Source organism: Prauserella alba, from assembly GCF_024171735.1.
GTDB classification, from domain to species: Bacteria; Actinomycetota; Actinomycetes; order Mycobacteriales; family Pseudonocardiaceae; genus Prauserella; species Prauserella alba.
In genome coordinates this window covers 451,641-471,483 of sequence record NZ_JAMTCH010000005.1, presented here as the reverse complement: position 1 = coordinate 471,483, position 19,843 = coordinate 451,641, and the positions used below count along the sequence as shown (strand labels likewise).

Genomic DNA, 19,843 nt, shown 5'->3' with positions numbered 1-19,843 from the left:
GCCTGACGAAATGGATCACGTATGTCCCAGAGCATCGAGGACCACGAGATCGGCGGCTCCGACGAGTCCGACCGGCTCATCGAACCCGGCCCGGGCTACCGCGCCGGGCTCCGGGGCCTCCGACGTTCCCTCGACATCTCGACGATCGGCGCCGGTGTCGTCGCCGCGGTCTTCGGCTGCACCGGCCCGGCACTGATCGTCGTCAACGGCGCCACCGACGCCGGACTCACCACCGCGCAGACGGTGTCCTGGGTCAGCACGGTCTACCTGGTCGGCGGTTTCATCTCGCTGATCATGGCGCTGTACTACAAGCAGCCCATCGTCGGCGCGTGGAGCATTCCCGCCGCGGCGCTGGTCGTCTCCAGCCTGTCCGACCATTCGCTCCCGGAGATGGTCGGCGCCTATTTCACGGCCAGTGTCCTCGTGTTACTCCTCGGACTGTCCGGTTTCGTCCGCACGCTGGTGCGTTGGCTACCCATGCCCATCCTGATGGCCATGATCGGCGGGGTCCTGTTCAAATACGCGCTCAACATCGTCGGCGCCGCCGAGACGCGGCCGTTCCTGGTCGCCGCCGCGGTCGTCGGGTTCCTGGTGCTGAGCCGGTTCGTCAAGGCGGTCCCGGGCGTGATCGGAGCCCTGGCCTTCGGCATCGTCGCGGCCGTGCTCACCGACTCGTTCGCATCGGCCCACATCGGCGCCGACCTCACCCTGCCGACCTGGGTCGGCGTGGACTTCGACCCGCTGACCATGCTGGGCGTGGGAATCCCACTCGCACTGGTGATCCAGGCGGAGAACATCCAGTCCATGGGTGTCCTCATCGCCGAGAAGTACCGTCCCCCAGTCAACAACATCACCGTGGTCAGCGGAGCCGCCAGTCTCCTCGTCTCCGGGTTCGGCGGTCACAATGCCAGCATCGCCGGTCCGATGACCGCCATCTGCGGCTCCGACCAGGCCGGCCCCCATCACAACCGGCGCTATGCCGCGGCCGTCGTGAACGGCATCATCTTCATCACGTTCGGTTTCTTCGCCAGCATCGCCGTCGGCCTGGTCAGTGCGCTCCCGGGCGAACTCATCTCCACCGTCGCCGGACTGGCGATGTTCGGCGTCCTCATCATCGCCTTCCGGGGCGCGTTCTCCGAGGGCCGATACAAGCTCGGCGCACTGGTCGCCCTCGTCGTAGCCATGGGCGACGTGACGATCTTCGGCATCTCCAGCCCGTTCTGGGCGCTCCTCGCCGGCCTGGGCGTTTCCCTGCTACTCGAGTTCGACGACTTCAAGAACCGGGCACACACCTGAGCGCGGTCGGCCGAGCCGGGTCAGCGCGTGGGCGCGGTCCGGCTCGGCCGGGTGCCCGTGGCGAGCACGTCGCCGCGGTCGATCTGGCGCTTCAAGATCTTTCCGGTGCTTCCCTTCGGCAGCGCGTCGACGACCTGGTAGATGCGCGGGATCTTGTAAGCCGCCAGCCGCTGCTCCAGCCATGCACGCAGATCGGCGGCGTCGACCGCCCGCCCCTCGTGCGGTGCGATGACAACGCCGATCTCCTCCCCCAGTCGTTCGTCGGGGATGCCGATCACCGCAGCTTCGAGGATGTCGGGGTGGCCGTAGAGCACCTCCTCGACTTCGCGCGGGTATACGTTGTAGCCGCCGCGGATCACGAGGTCCTTCTTGCGGTCGACGATGAAGAGGTCGCCGTCGGAATCCATTCGGCCGAGGTCGCCGGTGAGGAACCACGAGCCGTGCCGGACCGTCGCGGTCGCATCGGGCCGGTTCCAGTACTCCCGCATGACGACCGGGCCCTGGATCGCGACCTCGCCGACCTCACCGACCGGAAGCGGCTCCTGTGACTCGTCGAGGATCGTCAACCTGCACCCCGGCAGCGCACGACCGACGCTGCCCTCCTTACGGGGCATGTCCAGGGAATTGAACGTCGCGGCGCCGGTCGTCTCACTCAGCCCGTAACCGTCGAGCACCCACGCACCGAAACGCCGGTGGAACGCCTTGGACACCTCGACGGGGAGCGCCGCGCCTCCCGAACAGGCCAGCCGGAGGTCGGCGAAATCGTCGGCCGTCAACTCGGTCTCGGCGTGCAGCATCTCGTTCCACATCGTCGGAACGCCCGCCAGCCCGGTGAGCCGATGCTCCGCAGCCATCTCGAGCATGGCCCGGCCGCTGAACGGCCGTAGCAAGGACAGCGAAGCGCCGACGGTGAAGACAGCGGCCATCACGGAGGCCTGGCCGAACACGTGGAACAGTGGCAGCGCCGTACCCATCCGGTCGTCCGAGGTGGTGTCGAGCGCCTCGGAGAGCATCCGCCCGCAGGACAGCAGGTTCTCGTGCGTCAGCACGGCGCCCTTGGGCTTGCCGGTGGTACCGGAGGTGTAGAGCAGGACAGCGGTCTCTTCCCCTCCGACGTCGGCGATGTCGGAGGGGACGCGCTCCGGGGCGATGGCGTCGGGAGCGAGCAGCCACCGGGGCACCCCGGCCGAGTCACCCGCCGTGACCAGCGCCTCGGCCGCTCCGTCCCACCCGATGGCCAGGCTGCACTCGGCGTCGGCGAGGAAGTACTCCAGCTCACGCGGGGCGGAGACCGGGTTGACGGTCACAGCCGTTGCCCCCAGGGCCAGCACCCCGTGGTAAGCGAAGACGAACTCGGCGCTCGTCGGCACCACCATCAGCACCCGGTCGCCGGCTGCCACGCCTCGGTCCCTGAGCAGGGCGGCAGCGCCGGACACCTGCGCCCGCAACTCCTCCCAGGTCCAGCGCCGGTCGCCCTCCCGCAGCGCGGCGGCGTCAGGGCGCTGGTCGGCGTGTTTCCAGATGTTCGCTACAACGTTCGTCACGGGGCCGCTCCTCGTGGTCGTGTTGCGGTTGGCCGGTCAGGCCTTCTTCCACGCCGGGTCGCGGCGACGCAGCTCCGTCATGGCGATGGTGCGTTTGTGGACTTCGTCCGGCCCATCCGCGAGACGCAGCGTGCGCAGATGGGCGTACAGCCAGGCCAGCGGGAAGTCGTCCGAGACGCCACCGCCGCCGTGCACCTGGATCGCCCGGTCAACGACTTTCAGCGCGACCTCGGGTGCTGCGATCTTGATGCCGGCGATCTCGACTCGGGCCTGCTGGTTGCCGACGGTGTCCATCAGCCAGGCCGTCTTGAGCGTCAGCAGGCGCGCCATCTCGATCTCGATGCGCGCCTCGGCGATCCAGTCCTGGATGTTCGCCCGGTCGGCGACCGGGGCACCGAAGGTGACCCTGGACTGTGCCCGGTCGATCATCATGTCGAGGGCGCGCTCGGCCATGCCGATCGAGCGCATGCAGTGATGGATGCGGCCGGGCCCCAGCCGTGCCTGGCTGATCATGAAGCCGTCGCCCTCGCCGGCGAGCAGAGCCGTGACCGGCACTCGCACGTTCTCGAAGACGACCTCGGCGTGTCCCTCACGATCCGCATACCCGAAGACCGGCAAGTTCCGCAGGACCCTGATGCCAGGGGTGTCCAACGGGACCACCATCATGCTCTGCTGGCGGTGTTTGGGCGCGTCCGGATCGGTCTTGCCCATGACGATGAGCACCTTGCAGTTCTTGTGCAGCGCGTTCGACGTCCACCACTTTCGCCCGTTGAGCACGTACGCATCGCCGTCCCGGACCATGCGCAGCTCGACGTTCGTGGCGTCGGAGCTCGCCACGGCCGGCTCGGTCATCGCGAACGCCGAGGCGATCTCGCCGTCCAGCAGCGGCTTGAGCCACTTCTCCTTGTGCTCGTCGGTGCCGAACTGGGTCAGTACCTCCATGTTCCCGGTGTCAGGGGCGTTGCAGTTCATCGCCTCGGGCGCCAGTTCCGGGCTGCGGCCCATGATCTCGGCGAGATGGGCGTATTCGAGGTTGGTCAGGCCGGAGCCCCACTCCCCGTCCGGGTGGAAGAGGTTCCACAGGCCGCGCTGCTTCGCCTTCACCTTGAGTTCCTCGAGGATCGGCGGCTGGAAGTGCGGGTCGCGTGCCTCCTCCATCTGCGTCCGGTAGGTCGCCTCGGCCGGGTAGATGTGCTCGTCCATGAAGTCGAGCAGCTGCTCCCGATAGTCGCGGCCCCGTTCGCTCAGCTCCAGCATCGTCGCTCCTCCATCGGTGGCCGAACGGCCACTGTGGTCAGTTGTCTTCGGTAGGCCTCGCGCGAAGGCTTGCGCACGCCGGTCTCGGGCGGAGATCGTCACGGCATCGAACATCCCGGACCAGCCGAACCCGGCGTCGCAGTCGTTCCCCGCGAGTTCGAGCGGATTCCACGGACCGTCCCCGGAAACGAAGGGAGCGACGGGTTCGCCATACGCGACTCCTCGGTCTCGACTGGTGCCGCACGATACTTGAATCCGGATTCGTATTCAATCTTCGGGTAGCGCCGGAGCCGAGGGCCGAGTCCACTGCCCGCACCACCCCGGGGGACTGGGCTGAAGTGGGCACACCGGCGGCACAGCAGACATCGAGCCGACCACGTACTTGAACTCGCCGTCGACTCCATCGGGATTCGAGGCGAGCGCGTTGAGTCGATCGTGGCCACAGCGCCCGTCGGCCGCCTCGGCGGCGTCGGCGAGAACGTAGTTCCCTTCGGCACCGGAACCGACCGGGCACGCCATGCCGCACTTCCGCACGGACAGTCGCGCAGGCACCAGCCCTCAAACACCGGCCCTCAGGCACCGGCCCGCAGCCTGCGCGGGCGCGGCCCGCGCAGCCGCCGCTCCCTCAGCTCTCGTCGAGCTTGAGTGCGTTGACCCAGAGCCGCGTCGTGGTGTCGACCAGCTGTTTCATGCTCGCCTTGTCCCCGAGGCAGAAGACGTTGTAGGCGAGGCGCGAGACCATGCCGGACAAGGCCATCGCGGCCATCTTGGGGTCGATGCCGGGGTCGACGAGACCCTGTTCCTGCAGCCTCGCGATGGCTCGCGCATTCCGGGCCGCGAACGTCCGGCTGCGGGTGCGGCGCACCTCTCGGAACTTCGGGTCGACCACGGCCACCTGTTCGAGGATCAGCATCAGCTTGGCGTTGCGCTTGTAGGCCTCGAGATATGCGCGGTTCGACGCTTCGATGACCGCGGCAGGGGAGGCCTCGTCCTCGTCGAGGTGCGGGGCGCCGGGGTGCAGCATGTCGTGCTGAGCTTCTTCCACGACCGCAAGAAAGACCTCTTCCTTGCTGGAGAAGTAGGTGTAGAAGCTCCCCGTGGAGCATTTCGCCTCGGCGGTGATGTCGGTCAGCCTGGCGTCGAGGTAGCCGTCACGTTCGAAGACCACGCGCGCGGCCGCAACGAGAGCGGCACGAGTGCGGGCACCCCGCGCCGTCACCGGCGGAGCACGGAACGCAGACGTGTCGGCGAGCGGAGGCACGGCCGACTCGCCGCGCGCGCTGCTCTTGCTGCTCATCTGCCCTCCTTGGATGCAGCTGCATGGTGCCACACCCCGGCAGCCATCCTGGTCGCCCACGCCGACGCTGCCCACACCGGCGTGCGGTCCGGCGTGGGCAGCCACCGATGCGGCCGGCACGGGCTCCGCTCACAACGTGAGAACCACCTTCCCCGTGGCGGCTCGCCGCTCGAGGCATTGCAGGGCGTCAGCGGCCTGCTCGAGCGGGAAGGACGGTCCGAGCACGGGTTTCAGCGCACCGCTGCGCAGGTGCGGTTCCATCGCTGCCCACTGGGTGGCCACGTGCCCTGGCCGCGGCATCGAGTAGGCGCCCCAGCCCACGCCGGTCACGGAGATGTTGTTGAGCAGCAGCCGGTTGACCTTGACCGTGGGGATGTCGCCCGCGGCGAATCCGACCACGAGGAGGCGGCCGTGCTCGCGCAGCGTCCGGAGCGAGTCGGTGAACCGGTCACCGCCCACCGGGTCGAGGACGACGTCGACAGCCCGGCCGACCTCGTCCTTGAAATTCTCGGCGAGGACGAATTCGTCCGCCCCGGCTGCCATGGCGACATCGCCTTTTTCCTTGGCCGAGACCACCGCGATCACGCGGCCGGCCCCGAACGCCTTGGCCACCTGGATCGCGCTGGTGCCGATACCTCCGGCGCCACCGTGCACGAGCACGGTCTCCCCCTCGGCGAGGTGCCCGCGTTCGAGGAGGGCGAAGTAGGACGTGCAGTAGTTGAAGAGGAAGGAGGCGCCCTCCTCGAAGGACACACTGTCGGGCAGGCGAAAGGTCAGGTCCGGGCGAGCCAGTACCCGGTCGGCGAAACCGCCCAGCAGCGACAGGGAGGCGACCCGGTCTCCGACGGCCAGCCCGGACGACTCGGGCGCCGCGGTCACCACCCCTGCCACCTCCGCACCCGGAATGAACGGGAGCTCCGGCTTGACCTGGTAGAGGCCCCGCGTCTGCAGCAACTCGGGGAACGCCACCCCTGCGGCCCTCACATCGACGGTGACCTGCTCCTCATCGGCCGGGGCCGGGACATCGACCACTTCGACCGCAGAAGGGCCGTCGAGACTGCTGATGTGAATGGCGCGCATTGATGGGTCACACCCTTTCGACGATGACTCCGTGTGCCACGACGTGTTCACGCCCGGGTCAGGCAGCGCAGGTCCTCGGTACCTGCTCGCCCCTTCCGTCCGAGATCACCGGCCCGGGAGTGGGGGTGCACGCTACGCGAATGTGAACCCGGGTTCAAGATTTTCCGAATTCGGATTCATGTTTAGCCCTGCACCGGCGCCACCCGCAGGGCAAGGAGCAGCATGCCGGCGATGCCGCGGCCGGCGTCAGGCATCGTTCGCCGAGGGACACGTGCGCGGTCCGAAGGCATCGCTGTTCTCGGTGGCCCACAAGTGGAAGCCGCGGGCAGGGTTTCCTGTCACCTCTTCCACGGTGGGCAGCACACCGGGGCTCTCCTGCGTGGCCACGCCCGGGATCATGGGGTCCTCGGTGACTGCGCCCTGATCCTGTCGGGCGACGTGGTCGGCGGGCTGCGGATCGGCGTGGACCTCGACGTGCAGCTCGCGTCCCAGGGCCGTGCCGATCGCGGTCACCTTCTGCTCGACGGTCAGGGCCTCGGGCCCGGTGAGCGGATAGACCCTGGCCTCATGGCCGTCTTCGGTCAGCGCTCTGGCGGCGACGGCGGCGATGTCGGCGGGGTGGATCACCGGAGAGGCCAACCCCGCTGCCGGCAGGCGTACGGTGTCCCCGCCGCGGATCTGGGAGGCCCAGGCGAGGGTATTGGAAGCGAACTCCCACGGCCGCAACAGCGTCCAATCCAGACCGCTCTCGCGTACGGCCGTTTCGGCGGTCAGCATTGCGGCTCCGATGACCGAGGACGGGTGCGTCTGGGCGAGCAGACTCGAAACCAGAACGACGCGGCGCACCCCCGCCCGGCGCACGGTGGGCAGGACCTCGGCCGGCAACTGCCCGTCGGGAAGGACGAGGAACAGCGACTCGACCCCTTCCATTGCGGCACGCAGTGCGTCCGTGCGGGACAGGTCGCCCTCGGCGGTCTCGACCCGGGGCGGGAATCCGGCCCGGGGCGGCGTCCGAGTCAGCGCCCGGAGCGGTGTCGAGGTCGCGGTCAGCTCGTCCACGAGTGCGCGGCCGACATGGCCGGTCGCACCGGTCACCAGGATCATCGGCGCATCCTTTCGATACGTTCCGGAAAGGACAGTGGGTGTGGGGCTCATGTCGGGGTCAGGCGAGGCCGAAGAGTGTCGTGTAGGTGTCCATCCGCAGGTGGGTGCCCTTCAGATGAGAGGTCCGCTCGGGGCCGAGAACACCGACGCCGGCCGCATACGAGGCACCGCCGGCGGGCCCCAGCGGCAAGGAGATGGCCGCGGGAGCGGGCTGATAGGTCGCCGACCCGGGGTGGCCCGCAATCAGCGCGCGAATGTTGGCCGCCGCCACCTCGGCGTGCTCTCCGGCGGCCTTGGCCATCTTGGCTTCGGGCAGGTCGGTCAGGTCGCCGAGGGCGAAGACCCGGTCGTGACCGGCGACTCGGAGATCCTCGCTGACCTCGACGTGGCCGTTGTCGCGCCGTGCCGCGGCAAGGCTGCCCGCCAGGTAGTCACTGTGGGGCGTGACGCCGTAGCAACGGAACCAGAGATCGGCGTCGATGTCCCGGCCTGCGTGCGTGCGTACCGTGAACGCGGCGAGCTCACCCGGCTCGGTCGGTGGTCGGCCATCCAGCGAGGTGCCGATGAGCAGCTCGATACCGAGATCGTCGAGTTGGCCGCGTAGCTCGGTCCGGAGCTCGTCAGGGTAACCACCGCTGACGATCTCGCCGGCCGGGTCCACGAGCGTGACGTCCTTCTCCGGCCAGGCCGCCTTGATCTCACCGGCGAGCTCCAGTCCCACGGGCCCGGCTCCCAGCAGCAGGACCCGCTTCGCCGCTGCGAGCGAGGCACGGGTGGCACGCAGCCCGGCGACCGCGTCCGCACTGTCGTCGGCCGCGATCTTCGCCGGGAACGGGTAACTCGACCCGGTGGCGAGCACCAGGTACTCCGGGTTCAGCCGCTCGCCCGAACTCAGCACCACCGTGTCGCCGTCGGCATGGGTCACCCGGTCGCGCACCACACGCCCACGACTGAGCAGCCGGTCATAGGGAAAGAAGATCGCTTCGGTCCACGCCGGATCGACCAGTGCCCGCAAGGCGGCCACGTTGTGCACGAACCGGTCCCGTGGCTCCACCAGGACGACGTCGGCCACGTCGTCGAGTGCTTGCGCAGCCGCCACGCCGGCGTATCCACCACCGGCCACCACGACGCCAGGACTCATCGCACCTCCTCGTTCCAACTGCCTGGTTCTCACGACACCGTTCTCACAACGCCGCCGGCACAGCACCACTGACAGGTAGTTCTTATCACGTACTGTTCATAACACGAACTATATTAGTTCGCACTATGAACAGTCGTCAACTACGCTGGGGCCGTAGGAGGAGCTCATGACCCACACCACCGAGTCGGCCCGGGCGGTCACGGCACCCGGCCCGCGGCTGACCGATGAGATCGGACTCGAAACGGCGCTGGTGCGCCTGTCGCATGTGGTGCAGCGGGTCTTCGGTGAGGTCAGCCGCGACCACGACCTCACCGCGCAGCAGGCACAGTTGCTGTGCCGCCTCGTGGACGGTCCCGTCGGGATGGCGGACCTGGGTCGGATGCTCGACCTGGAGAAGTCCAGCCTCACCGGCCTGGTCGACCGAGCCGAGAAACGTGGCCTCGTCGTCCGGACCCGCAGCAACACGGACCGGCGCGTCTACCAGATCTCGCTGACCAGCGACGGCCTCCAGGTGGGCACCGCCACGCACGACGGCGTGATCGCTCGACTCGGAGAACTCCTCGGCGACATCGACGAACCCGAACGAGAACAGTTGACCGCTCGGATCACGCGGATGATCGCGGCCGCCGAGGACCACCGTCGCTGACCGGTCTCACCCGAGGGTTGCAGTGGACGCCCAGCAGCTGACACCGCACGAGTACGCCACCGGCCCGCCGAACCGGCGTCGCACCGAACAGGACTCGGGGTCCGCGTCGGGCTCGTCGAGCTACATGCCGGCCGAAGTGGACGGTTCCACCCGGACGCGGATGCTCTTCATCAGCGGCTGGTCACTTTGGACGCTGTAGTCGGCAGCGCCGATGAGTCCGTTCATCTCGGGCATGTATCCCGCGGCGCTGCCACGGGGCAGGTCGTAGGAGATGGCGCGGTACTCGTGCAGCGATCGCTGCGATCCGTCCTTGGAGGTGGCGACGATGTCGACCGGGGTTCCCTCCTCGATTCCGCGTGCACGCATGTCGTCGGCGTTCAAGAAGATCAGCTCGCGCAGGTTGCGCACCCCGCGGTACCGGTCGTTGTTCGAGTAGATCGTGGTGTTCCACTGATCGTGCGAACGCATCGTTTGCAGGACGAGCACATCGGCGGAGTCCGGGATGACGTCCGGCAGGTTCGCGTGGCAGAACTCGGCCTTACCGGAACCCGTGTGGAAGGTGCGCTCACGGGCCGGCTGCGGGATCCGGAACCCCGAGGGCTGCCGCACACGCGTGTTGAAGTCCTCGAAGCCCGGCAGAACCTGCGCCATGACGTCGCGGATGCGGTCGTAGTCCTCGACGTACCACTCCCACGGAGTTGCACTGTCGGGCAGCGTCGCCCGCGCCATGCCGGCGATGATGGCCGGTTCGGACAGCAACAGCGGCGACGCAGGCCGCTTCCTGCCGGACGAGAGGTGGACCATGCTCATCGCGTCCTCGACGCTCGTGCTCTGCTTGCCGCCACGTTGCTCGTCCAGCTCGGTGCGGCCCAGACACGGCAGGATCAACGCCTTGGTGCCGTGCACCAGGTGGCTGCGGTTCAGCTTGGTGCTGATCTGCACGGTCAGCTCGCACCGTCGCAACCCCTCGGCGGTGTACTCGGTGTCCGGCGCGGCTCGCACGAAGTTGCCGCCCATGCCGACGAACACCTTGAGCTCGCCGGCATGCATCGCCTCGATCGAACGGACGGTGTCGAGGCCGTGCTCGCGCGGCGGATCGATCCGGCACACCTCGGCCAGCCGGTCCAGGAACTCGGTCCCCGGCCGGTGGTCGATGCCGCAGGTGCGGTTGCCCTGCACGTTGCTGTGGCCGCGCACCGGTGACGGGCCTGCGCCCTCGCGCCCGATGTTCCCGCGGAGCAACAGCAGGTTCACGATCTCCCTGACCGTGTCCACGCCGTGTTCGTGCTGGCTGACGCCGAGGCACCAGCTGATCAGTGCGCGTTCGGAGCGCAGGTAGACCTCGGCGGCACGCCGGATGTCGGCCTCGCTGAGCCCGGACTGGGCCACGAGCTCGTCCCAGCTCGTGGCCTCGACCAGCTCGCGGTACTCCTCGAAACCGTGGGTGGACGATTCGAGGAACTCGTGGTCGAGGACGTCGGGAGTCTCGCGTGCCCGCTCGAACACCACCTTGGCGATGCCGCGCATCAGGGCCAGGTCGCCTCCTGGACGGACCTGCAGGTTCATGGTGCTGGTCGGGGTCGACTTGAACCGCGCCATGTCGACGAACTCGTGGGGCACGATCGTGCGGGTGGAACCCGCCTCGACCAGCGGGTTGACGTGGACGACGTCGGCGCCACGCTCGTGCGCCTCGGCCAGCGCCGTCAGCATCCGCGGCGCGTTCGACGCGGCGTTGACCCCGAGAACGAACAGCGCGTCACACTGCTCCCAGTCGTGCAGGTCGACGGTGCCCTTACCGGTCCCGATCGAGGCCCGCAGCGCCCGGCCGGAGGCCTCGTGGCACATGTTGGAACAGTCCGGCAGGTTGTTCGTGCCGTACTCGCGGACCATCAGCTGGTAGAGGAACGTCGCCTCGTTGCCGAGCCTGCCCGAGGTGTAGAACGACGCCTGACCGGGATCGTCCAGCCCGCGCAGTTCCGTGCCGACGAGTTCGAACGCGTCCGCCCAGCTGATCGGCACGTAGTGATCGGTGGCGGCGTCGTAGACCATCGGCTCGGTGAGCCGTCCCTGATTCTCGAGGTCGAAGTCGGTCCACTCGGCCAGTTCGGAAACCGAGTGGGCGGCGAAGAACTCCCGGTCGACCCGCTTTCCCGTCATCTCCCAGGTGACGTGCTTGATGCCGTTCTCGCAGATGTCGAGCTTGAGGCCCTTGGTGTCGTCGGGCCAGGCGCACCCGGGGCAGTCGTAACTCCGCTCCGCGTGGTTCATGTCGAACATCGCGCGGGTGCCCTTGACCGGTGCACGTTCACGAGCCAGTACCCGCATGACCGACGCCGCAGCGCCCCATCCGGCGGCCGGGTGGTGATACGGCCGCTGCGACCAGCGACCGTCGGTCGCCGGGCCCGTACCGCCCTGGCGGGGCGTGTCCGACATCAGCCCGGGGACGGACTGCCGCTCCGACGTCGGGGCACTCCGGTCGGACGCCGCCTCCGGACGCGGCCCGTGTTCGACGGTGCCCTCGTCCCCTTCGACCGTGTCCGCCGTGTCGTCGCTGCCCATGCCGGCTCCTGTTTCGTCGATGTCCTCGTGGTCGTCACCGTGGTGCGACCGCTGTTCGATGCGGGCGGTGGCGTGATCGCCGTGGGCTGCGGCGCTATCCGGCTGCGGCGCTATGCGGCTGCGGCGCCGCTCGTCGCATCGACGAGGAACCGGTCGCGGTCCACGACGACCCTGTCGATCCGCACCTTTCCTGCGTCCGGGTCGGCGACGTCGACGGTACTGTGGCGGTGGTTGTCGACGCAGACAAAGCTCGTTGTGACGCAGCACGTCGAGGCGGTGCCGTCCGATGCGACAATCTCCCACCACGACGTCGGGCTGGAACGAAACGATGATCGATGAACCACGTGAGGACGCCCTCGCCGAGCTCGCCGACCTGGCGGCCACGCGCCTGGCCGAGCTGGCCGACGACGTCGTCGCCGACTGCGTCGACCGGATGGACGTGTACCGCACGGTCGTTCCACGCGACGACCTGCGCCGTTCCATCGAGCACAACCTCCGCTACATCGTCGCCGCCCTCCGTGACCCCGGTGGCTCACGCGATCTCAGTGCGCCGCGGGAGACGGGGCGGCGCCGCGCGTATCAGGGCGCGCCGTTGCCCGAGGTGCTGCGCGCCTACCGGCTGACCTTCACCGCCGTCTGGGACGTGCTCATCCGCCACGCGCGCGATGGCCACGAACCCACCCGCACCACACTCATCGGCGCAGGCACCCTCCTCTGGCAGCTCGCCGACGAACACGCCATCGAGCTCACCGAGGCCTACCGGGCCGCGACCGCGGAGCTGCTCACCGAACAGCACCAGCGCCGCGCCGCCCTCGTCGAGGCGCTGTTCACCGGTCAGGTCGGGCCCGACGCGAGCCCGTGGGAGATCGCCAAGCTCCTCGACCTGCAGCCGAACGTCGACCTGGTCGTCGTCGCCGCGGAGAACAGCGCTCTCGCCGACGCCGGGCTCCCCCGCGTCGAACAACGACTCGCCGACAGGGGCATCGTCTCCGCCTGGCGGCTCACTCCGACGCTGCACACCGGTGTCGTCTCGCTGCGTCCCGGTCAACGCGACGAGCTGTTCGCCGTCCTGCGCGAGGCGGCGACCACGCGCACCGGCGTCAGTCCCCCGTACCAATCACTCCGGGACACCCCGCGGGCACTGCATCTGGCCAGCGTTGCGCTGGCAGGGATCCCCGCGGGAAAGGCGGAGGTCCGCACGTTCGGCACCAGCCCGCTCGCCGCGCTCGTCGCCTGCGACCCGGACGAGAGCGAACGTGTCGCCTACCAGGTGCTGGGCGCGGTACTCGAGCTCCCCGCCGATGACCGCACCAGCCTGTTGGACACCCTGCGTGCCTGGTTCGACCAGGCCGGCTCCGCCGAGCAGGCCGCCAAGCAGCTCTACTGCCACCCGAACACGGTCCGCTACCGGCTGCGCCGCATCAACGAGCTCACGGGCCGGTCGCTGGCCCAGCCGTTCGACGTCGCCGAGCTCGCCACCGCGCTCCACTCCCTCGACCTCGGCAAGGACCCGATCCCGGGTCGCAACGACCAGCCCCGGTCCTGACCCGCTTCGCCTCTTTCGAAGGTAACGATCGCCCCGCGGCCACGAGAGACACCGGGTGAGACGTCACGGTGTGATGACGGCGCGGCCGATCAACTCGCCTGCGGCGAGCTTGCGATATGCCTTCGGCGCCTCGGACAACGGAAACGTCGTGATGGACGCCCGCACCAGCTTCCGCGAGGCCAGTTCCAGCACCTCGACCAGCTCGGGACGAGTACCCCAGTACGTCGTCTGCACCGACAGCTCGAACGGAAGACCGAAGAACGAGACAGGCAGCGTTCCTCCGCCCAGGCCGATGATGGTCAACTCCCCCAACGAGCGCGCGCACGCGGCACCGAGTGCCAAGGTGTCGTCGTTACCGACGCAGTCGAGCACCACATCGGCACCCCGTCCGCCGGTGTAGTGACGAATACGCTCCGCAGCGTCCTCGTCGGGGGCGAGAGCCAGGTCGGCTCCCTCATCGGTCGCGAGTGCACGTGCCTCGGCGCGCATGTCCACGGCAACGATCCGCGCCGCGGTGGTGGCCTTGAGGAGTTGCACCGCCATGTGGCCCAGCCCGCCGATACCGATCACAACTGACGTCGCTCCCGGTGACAACTTCGGCCAGGCCCGGCGCACTGCGTGATACGGGGTCAACGCGGCATCCGTCAGCGGTGCCGCATCAACGGGGTCCACTCCCGGCGGGAGCGGCACGATGTGACGGGCGTTGGGCACGAGCATGAACTCGGCCATGCCACCGTCGAGTCCGAGGCCGCCACCACCGCCCGGCACCGGCGCCGCCGCGAGGTTCTCGCAGTAGGTGTCCACACCGGCCAGGCAGCGTTGACAGGTACCGCATCCCCACGGCCCGTAGACGGCGACAGCCTGCTCGGGTTGCAGTCCCCGGACTCCCTCGCCGAGCGCGTGGACCCAGCCGGCGTTCTCGTGGCCGAGGGTGAACGGCGGTCCCCACGCCAGCTGTCCGGCTGTGAAGTCGTGCATGAGGTGCAGGTCCGAGTGACAGGCACCGGCGCCGCCGATACGCACGACCACCTCGCCCGGCCCCGGACGCGGCTCGGCGATGTCCGCAAGCACCGGCTCGGATTTCCACTCGAGTAGACGGATGGCTTTCATCGGTGTCGTCCCCTCCCAGTCCCGCACGGCTCGTCAGGGCCGCTGAACTGCGCGCCTGGCCGGCATACATCCGGCCCGCCCCGGGGCCTCGCCCATACCGGGAAGGCTGTTCTTCGAGTGACCCGGCTTCTCGGTTCCCACACCGAACCTACGGGCGCTCACACCGACGTCGAAGCGGTCGTTGGTCCCTCTCCGGCGGTGACCTTCGCCCGTCAGCGGGCCGCGGCAGGCCGATCGGTTACCTCCGACCCCGGACTCGTGACGTAGGTCCCTGGGACGGACTCGCCTTCCGGCGTGAGTATCGAGGGCAGCCAGGAGTTGGGAGGGCGCGGTGGCAGACAGCGACAGCACCCGAAGGCGAAAGATCGTGGTCGGCGTCGACGGTTCGGCCGCAGCCGAACACGCCCTTCGGTGGGCCGTGTGGGAAGCATCCCTTCATGGTGACGAGATCGAGGCGATCGCAGTCCGCGAGCAGGAGGATCTGCTGCCCGGCACCTCGTACACATTTCAGCCATACGGTCGTCGCCCGGTAGCCGACGACGAAGGTGCGCGGGCCTATCTGCACACCGCGGTGAACGCCGTGACGACGGACGTGCCCGTCGTCGAAACCGTCCGCGCAGGCGATCCGGCGACCGAGCTGATCAAGGCCTCGGCGAGCGCAGACATGCTGGTCGTCGCCAGCCATCACCACGGCCGGTTCGCCGAAGTACTGCTGGGGAGCACGTCGGCCGAATGCGTGCGGCACGCGCAATGCCCCGTGGTGGTCATCCCCACGACTCTCATCCGCTGATCCGACTGAGGAGGACGGCACCGTGGCCGAGACCCGATCGAAAGCAGGAGCCGAGACCGAGCGGCACCGGCCCGTTACTGGCCGACCAGTTCGCTCCTGAGCCCACGGTGGTGCAGGCCCAGCACATCGTCGTGAATGCCGAAACCGCACAGACCTACCGCGCAATGCGAGAACTGGACTTCACGGACCTGCGGGGCGCGATCGTCGGCGCCGCGACCTGGGTCCGGAGCCTGCCCGAACGCTGGCACAACCGTAAGCACGGACCGCCCCGTAAGCCGACCCGCAGACGTTGGACGACATGGAGCACGGGTCGGACTGGGTCATCCTCGGCGAAAACCCCGGCTCCGAGATCACGGCCGGGGTCGCAGGCCGGTTCTGGAAACCGGTCGTCGAGTGGCACCACGTCGACCCGGCCGAGTTCACCGAGTTCGACGAGCCGGGTTTCGGGAAGGTCGTGATGTCGTTCTCCGTACTTGCGTACGGAGTGATGTCGCTGGTCAGCTACGACGTGCGCGTCACGATCAACGACACGATGTCCAGCACGCTCTTCATGCTCTATTGGCGAACGGTCTCACGTTCGTCGCCGCGATCCAGCGCGCCACCCTGCGAACTGTCAAGGCCAACGCGGAGCACCCCAACCCGGAAACACCCTGATGACCGGCTGAACGGCCCACCGGAGATTGGCCGTTCAGCCGCGTCGACTACGAACCCTTCACCGGAATCTGGTGCGCCTCGGCGGTTTTTTCGAGCGGGATCGTCACCTCGAGGATGCCCTTGTCGTAACGGGCTGCGATCCGGTCCGTGGCCGCCCCGGCGGGCAACCGGACCGTGCGTGAGAACGAACCGTAGTGAAACTCGCTGCGGCCCTTTTCGGTCTTCTCTTCGCTGCGCTGCGCTGCGATGGACAACTCGTCCTTCTCAACGGTGATGGTGATGTCGTGTTCAGGGTCCAATCCGGGCAGCTCAGCCCGCACCACGTACTCCTCCTCGCTGAGGCGGTCCTCCAAACGCATCCACCGCCGCTCTGCAACCGATCCGAACGGGACCTCCGATTCGAGCCAGCGGAACATGTCGGGCAACAGGGAACTGCGCGGAACCAACGACGTCATGGGAACCTCTTCTCGACTGGTGTGGGTGTCGCCTCCAGCAAACGCCTGCACACCCGATTCCGTGCAGGGCCTCCTTGCTCCGCGCTGAAGGACCAACGGCCACACTTCCGGCGACGCGATCGCCATCAGCGAGTCCGCGTCGCAACGGCATGGGCTGGGCACAATCCTCCGCGACGCCCGAGCCTCAACGTGACGAGACCCGCACGAGTCTGGCCCGGATCTCCCCTTGAACTCGCTCGAGCCGGCGGCGCTGACGTTCGTCGGCCGCCGCCTTTTCCCTCGCGGTCAGAACGACCGCATCCGGGCCCGGAAACACCAGGCCCTCGCGGTCATCGCGTAGCCACCTGACCTGAAACGGCGGCGTGCCGCCGGGTCCCCGTGTCTCGAGAATCAGACCCAGCTCGTCGCCGCTACCCACTGCGGCACTCTTGACCAGCAGCCAGTCTCCCGCCTGTGCCTGCATATCGCACCTCCAACGGGGTCGCCTCTGACTTGGACGTTACGGGCACTCCGGCCGCAAGGCTGCCGACGTTCGACCCCAGGAACTGGGACCAACGCCGCATCCCGCCTGCCGCGGAGGTAAACGCGCACACAACCGATCCCCGTGAGCCTGCATCGGTGCTGCTGCGGGACTTGCGGAGCTAGCCGAACGGCCTCTCGGCAAGGGAAGCCGCCAGGGTGCTGACGAGCTGTGGCGGCTATGGCGACGTTCTCGTCCAGCCGCGCACACTCGCCGCCAGCACGGCCGGACGCGACATCCGTCGGCCCGGCCGGCGGTTCCTGAAGCCGGCCCCGTCGGACACGGCGTCTCCGTTCGACGACGGTCACCGGTATTCGGCGCCGTAACAGGGACGGCGGTTCAGTAACGGGATCGGGGACCGATGTCCGTCCACTCTCGCTCCCATTGATCGAACCTACGACGGTCGAGGAGCTTGCGCACCAACCAGTATCCGCCCACGCATACTGTCACCGTGCCCAGCCAGAGGGCCGTTGCCGCACCGATGGCGGACGCCATCGCATGGGCCGAAGGCTGTGGCCGCTGCGTTGGGTCACCACGCTGATCGAGCCAGACGGGAACCGTGCTCCCCGAGAGCGATCCTGCCTCCGCACGTACCGTGCCGACCTTGCGCGAGCCATCGGCCAGCCTCCACTCGGCTCGCACCGCGACCTCGTCCGCGCTGGTGCCTGCCCGGGCCGGTAGCGGTGTCAGCGACGGTGCGTCGGCGAGCAGCGTCGCCTCTGCGCGATAGAGACCGCGAGCTTGGACAGCGCTAGCCCGCTGGTCACGCGCATAGGTCTCCGAACCCGCCGCCGCAGCGAACGGCAGCATCACCAGCGGAGCCAGGATCGCCAGCAGCAGTACCACGCCTTCCACACGGTCCCAGCTCCGGGCAAGCGGGTTCCGGCCAGGCCAGAGCCTGCGGAAGAACCGCCTCTGCCGCACGACGCGCTGTTCGGGCTCCACGACGATCCCTCCTCGGAGGTCGTTCGCGTCCAACATCCCTCGCCGGAGAGGTCGTGTTTCAGAGCCGTTGGTCCCTCATTATGGAATCCTTCCTCCCGAATGCCTTCGACGAAGAACCGCAGGCAGAGCCACCTGAGCGGCCTCAGCGTCACCGTCGCAGACCTCCGTCACTTCACGGCCATGATCGGCGGACGCGACGCAACCGGCCACGCAGTAACCGTGCCAGGAACGCTGAGCCGAGAACGCCGGTATCGCGGGCAAGGGGCACGAAAGTCCTCAACCCTGAAGGCTTCCGGCACTGCCCAGCCGCGCCGACGCGTTGCCATCGTCGGCGCATGACTGTTCGATATCCGGACGACGACACGGTAGATCCCTCGCCGCCGTACCGACCGGCGTCGCTACAGCTCCTGGCCGATACCTGACCGGTACCTCATCACCATCGCAGAGCGTGCGGCCTCCAACGGAACCGTGCTCAAAACGGTCAGGAACAAGCCCGGGTCGCGGCAGCTGGTGCGTGCTCTCGCCGAAGCGGCGCGCGTGCACGCAGACGATCCCGAATACCGGACCGAGCTTGCGACCTGGAGCGGACGCCGAATTTCCGCCGACGGCGTTCCCGCCGCATCGGCCCCGCTGCCCCGAAGCAGCGAGGACGTGGTTACCCGAGTGTTCTCCGATCCTCGACTCGCCCAATCCCCAGGAGCCGAATCCGAGGGCGACGAAGCCACCCTCCTCGTGCTGGGAACCGCCTCCGATGATCGACTCTCACGCCTGCGAGCAGGTGAGGCCACCAGCGCCGTGCTGCTGACCGCCACCTCCGCCGGCCTCGCTTGCTGCCCGCTGACCGAGCCTCTCGAGGTGGGCTCGGCCCGTGAGCGGTTGCGCGAGAAGGTGACCGACGGCAGCGCGCCGCACATGCTGCTGCGCGTCGGGTGGGCGCCCATCAACGCCGACCCGCTTCCCGCAACCCCACGCCGAGCCGTCACCGACGTCGTCCGGCCACTCACCGAGCACGCCACGCCGTGAACGTGTCCGTCGTTGCGCTCGCGTCCCCAGTCGTCACGAGTGTTCACCGCTGCGCAGGTATCGCACCCCTCGTATTCTGGCCCTGACGCGACGGCTGAGGGGATGACGCGGATGATCAGTGCCTTCATCGCCGACGATCACGAGCTCGTACGACGCGGCATCACTGATCTTCTCGAGAGCGACGCCGAGATCACGGTCGTCGGCCAAGCAGGAACGGCGGCAGAGGCGTTGGAGGAGATTCGAGCGCTGCGACCCGACGTGGCGGTACTCGACGTGCGACTGCCCGACCGCAACGGCATTGACGTGTGTCGCGAGTTGCGCTCGGAGCTGACCGAGGTGTGCTGCCTGATGCTCACCGCATTCAGCGACGAGGACGCCCCACTCGACGCCGTCGAAGCCGGGGCCAGCGGCTACGCGCTCAAAGACCTGAACGGGCAGGAGCTGACCGCGACAGTGCACACCATCGCCAACGGCCGGTCCCTGCTCGACGACAGCGCCGCCAGGCTCATCGTCGCCCGTCATGCGAAGGCGAGGCCTGCCGACCCTGTCGATTCCCTGAGCGACCGGGAACACACCCTGCTCGACCTCATCGGCGAGGGACTCACCAACCGGCAGATCTCCGAACGAATGTTGTTGGCCGAGAAAACCGTGAAGAACTACGTTTCCCGGCTACTCGCGAAACTCTGCGTGGAGCGCCGAACCCAGGCCGCAGTTCTGGCCACCCGGCGGCACCACGGCTGAGGGCGAGCGGGAGGCCACTGCGAGCGCCAAAGCCGTGCCTCGGCTCGAGCCGCCCGGCCGCGTGCCCGGAGCAGATCAGCACCGCGCAGCCGCTGCGGGCGCTGTGCCGCGTACGCGCAGAGTCCGGAAACGTCG

18 protein-coding genes are annotated in these 19,843 nt (G+C 68.4%); 7 read left to right on the top strand and 11 right to left on the bottom strand.

Annotation, left to right across the window (positions count from 1 at the left end; all coding sequences use genetic code 11):
• Positions 1 to 21: 21 nt before the first annotated feature.
• Entirely contained in the window at positions 22 to 1,296 is a 1,275-nt protein-coding gene (locus LY12_RS17770) for a benzoate/H(+) symporter BenE family transporter (protein ID WP_253858156.1), read from the top strand.
• Positions 1,297 to 1,316: 20 nt separating this feature from the next.
• On the opposite strand, the gene LY12_RS17765 is transcribed toward LY12_RS17770, so the two are convergent.
• From LY12_RS17765 to LY12_RS17740, 6 genes are all read right to left on the bottom strand, one after another.
• Positions 1,317 to 2,840, bottom strand: a complete 1,524-nt coding sequence (locus LY12_RS17765) for a class I adenylate-forming enzyme family protein (protein WP_253858155.1) — start codon at positions 2,838 to 2,840, stop codon at positions 1,317 to 1,319.
• A 36-nt stretch (positions 2,841 to 2,876) separates the two neighbouring features.
• Complete coding sequence (locus LY12_RS17760) at positions 2,877 to 4,097, bottom strand: acyl-CoA dehydrogenase family protein (protein ID WP_253858153.1); 1,221 nt, start codon at positions 4,095 to 4,097, stop codon at positions 2,877 to 2,879.
• 625 nt (positions 4,098 to 4,722) lie between these two features.
• Complete coding sequence (locus LY12_RS17755; RefSeq protein WP_253858151.1) at positions 4,723 to 5,394, bottom strand: TetR/AcrR family transcriptional regulator; 672 nt, start codon at positions 5,392 to 5,394, stop codon at positions 4,723 to 4,725.
• Between the two features lie 129 nt (positions 5,395 to 5,523).
• Positions 5,524 to 6,474 carry an NADPH:quinone oxidoreductase family protein gene (locus tag LY12_RS17750; protein WP_253858149.1) on the bottom strand — a complete coding sequence of 317 codons (951 nt, stop codon included), beginning with the start codon at positions 6,472 to 6,474 and terminating at the stop codon, positions 5,524 to 5,526.
• 246 nt (positions 6,475 to 6,720) lie between these two features.
• Positions 6,721 to 7,578 carry an SDR family oxidoreductase gene (locus LY12_RS17745; RefSeq protein WP_253858147.1) on the bottom strand — a complete coding sequence of 286 codons (858 nt, stop codon included), beginning with the start codon at positions 7,576 to 7,578 and terminating at the stop codon, positions 6,721 to 6,723.
• A 58-nt stretch (positions 7,579 to 7,636) separates the two neighbouring features.
• The gene (locus LY12_RS17740; protein ID WP_253858145.1) at positions 7,637 to 8,719 is read right to left on the bottom strand and encodes an FAD-dependent oxidoreductase; all 1,083 of its coding nucleotides are present in this window, start codon (positions 8,717 to 8,719) and stop codon (positions 7,637 to 7,639) included.
• Between the two features lie 166 nt (positions 8,720 to 8,885).
• On the opposite strand from LY12_RS17740, the gene LY12_RS17735 reads away from it, so the two are divergent.
• Positions 8,886 to 9,365 (top strand): MarR family winged helix-turn-helix transcriptional regulator, encoded by a 480-nt coding sequence (locus tag LY12_RS17735; RefSeq protein ID WP_253858143.1) that lies wholly within the window; start codon positions 8,886 to 8,888, stop codon positions 9,363 to 9,365.
• A 120-nt stretch (positions 9,366 to 9,485) separates the two neighbouring features.
• Here the strand turns inward: LY12_RS17735 and LY12_RS17730 are convergent, their stop codons facing one another.
• The gene (locus LY12_RS17730; RefSeq protein ID WP_253858141.1) at positions 9,486 to 11,924 is read right to left on the bottom strand and encodes an FdhF/YdeP family oxidoreductase; all 2,439 of its coding nucleotides are present in this window, start codon (positions 11,922 to 11,924) and stop codon (positions 9,486 to 9,488) included.
• 27 nt (positions 11,925 to 11,951) lie between these two features.
• On the opposite strand from LY12_RS17730, the gene LY12_RS17725 reads away from it, so the two are divergent.
• Entirely contained in the window at positions 11,952 to 12,263 is a 312-nt protein-coding gene (locus LY12_RS17725; RefSeq protein ID WP_253858138.1) for a hypothetical protein, read from the top strand.
• Positions 12,253 to 13,470 (top strand): PucR family transcriptional regulator, encoded by a 1,218-nt coding sequence (locus LY12_RS17720; RefSeq protein ID WP_253858136.1) that lies wholly within the window; start codon positions 12,253 to 12,255, stop codon positions 13,468 to 13,470. The genes LY12_RS17725 and LY12_RS17720 overlap by 11 nt, the downstream gene beginning before the upstream one ends.
• A 63-nt stretch (positions 13,471 to 13,533) precedes the next feature.
• On the opposite strand, the gene LY12_RS17715 is transcribed toward LY12_RS17720, so the two are convergent.
• Positions 13,534 to 14,580 (bottom strand): NAD(P)-dependent alcohol dehydrogenase, encoded by a 1,047-nt coding sequence (locus tag LY12_RS17715; protein WP_253858134.1) that lies wholly within the window; start codon positions 14,578 to 14,580, stop codon positions 13,534 to 13,536.
• Positions 14,581 to 14,911: 331 nt separating this feature from the next.
• On the opposite strand from LY12_RS17715, the gene LY12_RS17710 reads away from it, so the two are divergent.
• Positions 14,912 to 15,370: a universal stress protein gene (locus LY12_RS17710; protein ID WP_253858132.1), complete on the top strand. Its 459-nt coding sequence runs from the start codon at positions 14,912 to 14,914 to the stop codon at positions 15,368 to 15,370.
• Between the two features lie 701 nt (positions 15,371 to 16,071).
• On the opposite strand, the gene LY12_RS17705 is transcribed toward LY12_RS17710, so the two are convergent.
• The 3 genes from LY12_RS17705 to LY12_RS17695 all read right to left on the bottom strand — a co-directional run bounded on the left by LY12_RS17705 (position 16,072) and on the right by LY12_RS17695 (position 17,944).
• Positions 16,072 to 16,479, bottom strand: a complete 408-nt coding sequence (locus tag LY12_RS17705) for an Hsp20/alpha crystallin family protein (RefSeq protein ID WP_253858130.1) — start codon at positions 16,477 to 16,479, stop codon at positions 16,072 to 16,074.
• Positions 16,480 to 16,663: 184 nt separating this feature from the next.
• Positions 16,664 to 16,942, bottom strand: a complete 279-nt coding sequence (locus tag LY12_RS17700; protein WP_253858128.1) for a DUF1918 domain-containing protein — start codon at positions 16,940 to 16,942, stop codon at positions 16,664 to 16,666.
• 396 nt (positions 16,943 to 17,338) lie between these two features.
• On the bottom strand, positions 17,339 to 17,944 hold the full coding sequence (locus tag LY12_RS17695) for an Rv1733c family protein (RefSeq protein WP_253858126.1): 606 nt from the start codon (positions 17,942 to 17,944) through the stop codon (positions 17,339 to 17,341).
• Between the two features lie 651 nt (positions 17,945 to 18,595).
• Between LY12_RS17695 and LY12_RS17690 the strand changes: the two genes are divergently transcribed.
• Positions 18,596 to 18,967 (top strand): hypothetical protein, encoded by a 372-nt coding sequence (locus tag LY12_RS17690; RefSeq protein WP_253858124.1) that lies wholly within the window; start codon positions 18,596 to 18,598, stop codon positions 18,965 to 18,967.
• A 111-nt stretch (positions 18,968 to 19,078) separates the two neighbouring features.
• The gene (locus LY12_RS17685; protein ID WP_253858122.1) at positions 19,079 to 19,708 is read left to right on the top strand and encodes a response regulator; all 630 of its coding nucleotides are present in this window, start codon (positions 19,079 to 19,081) and stop codon (positions 19,706 to 19,708) included.
• Positions 19,709 to 19,843 lie beyond the last annotated feature (135 nt).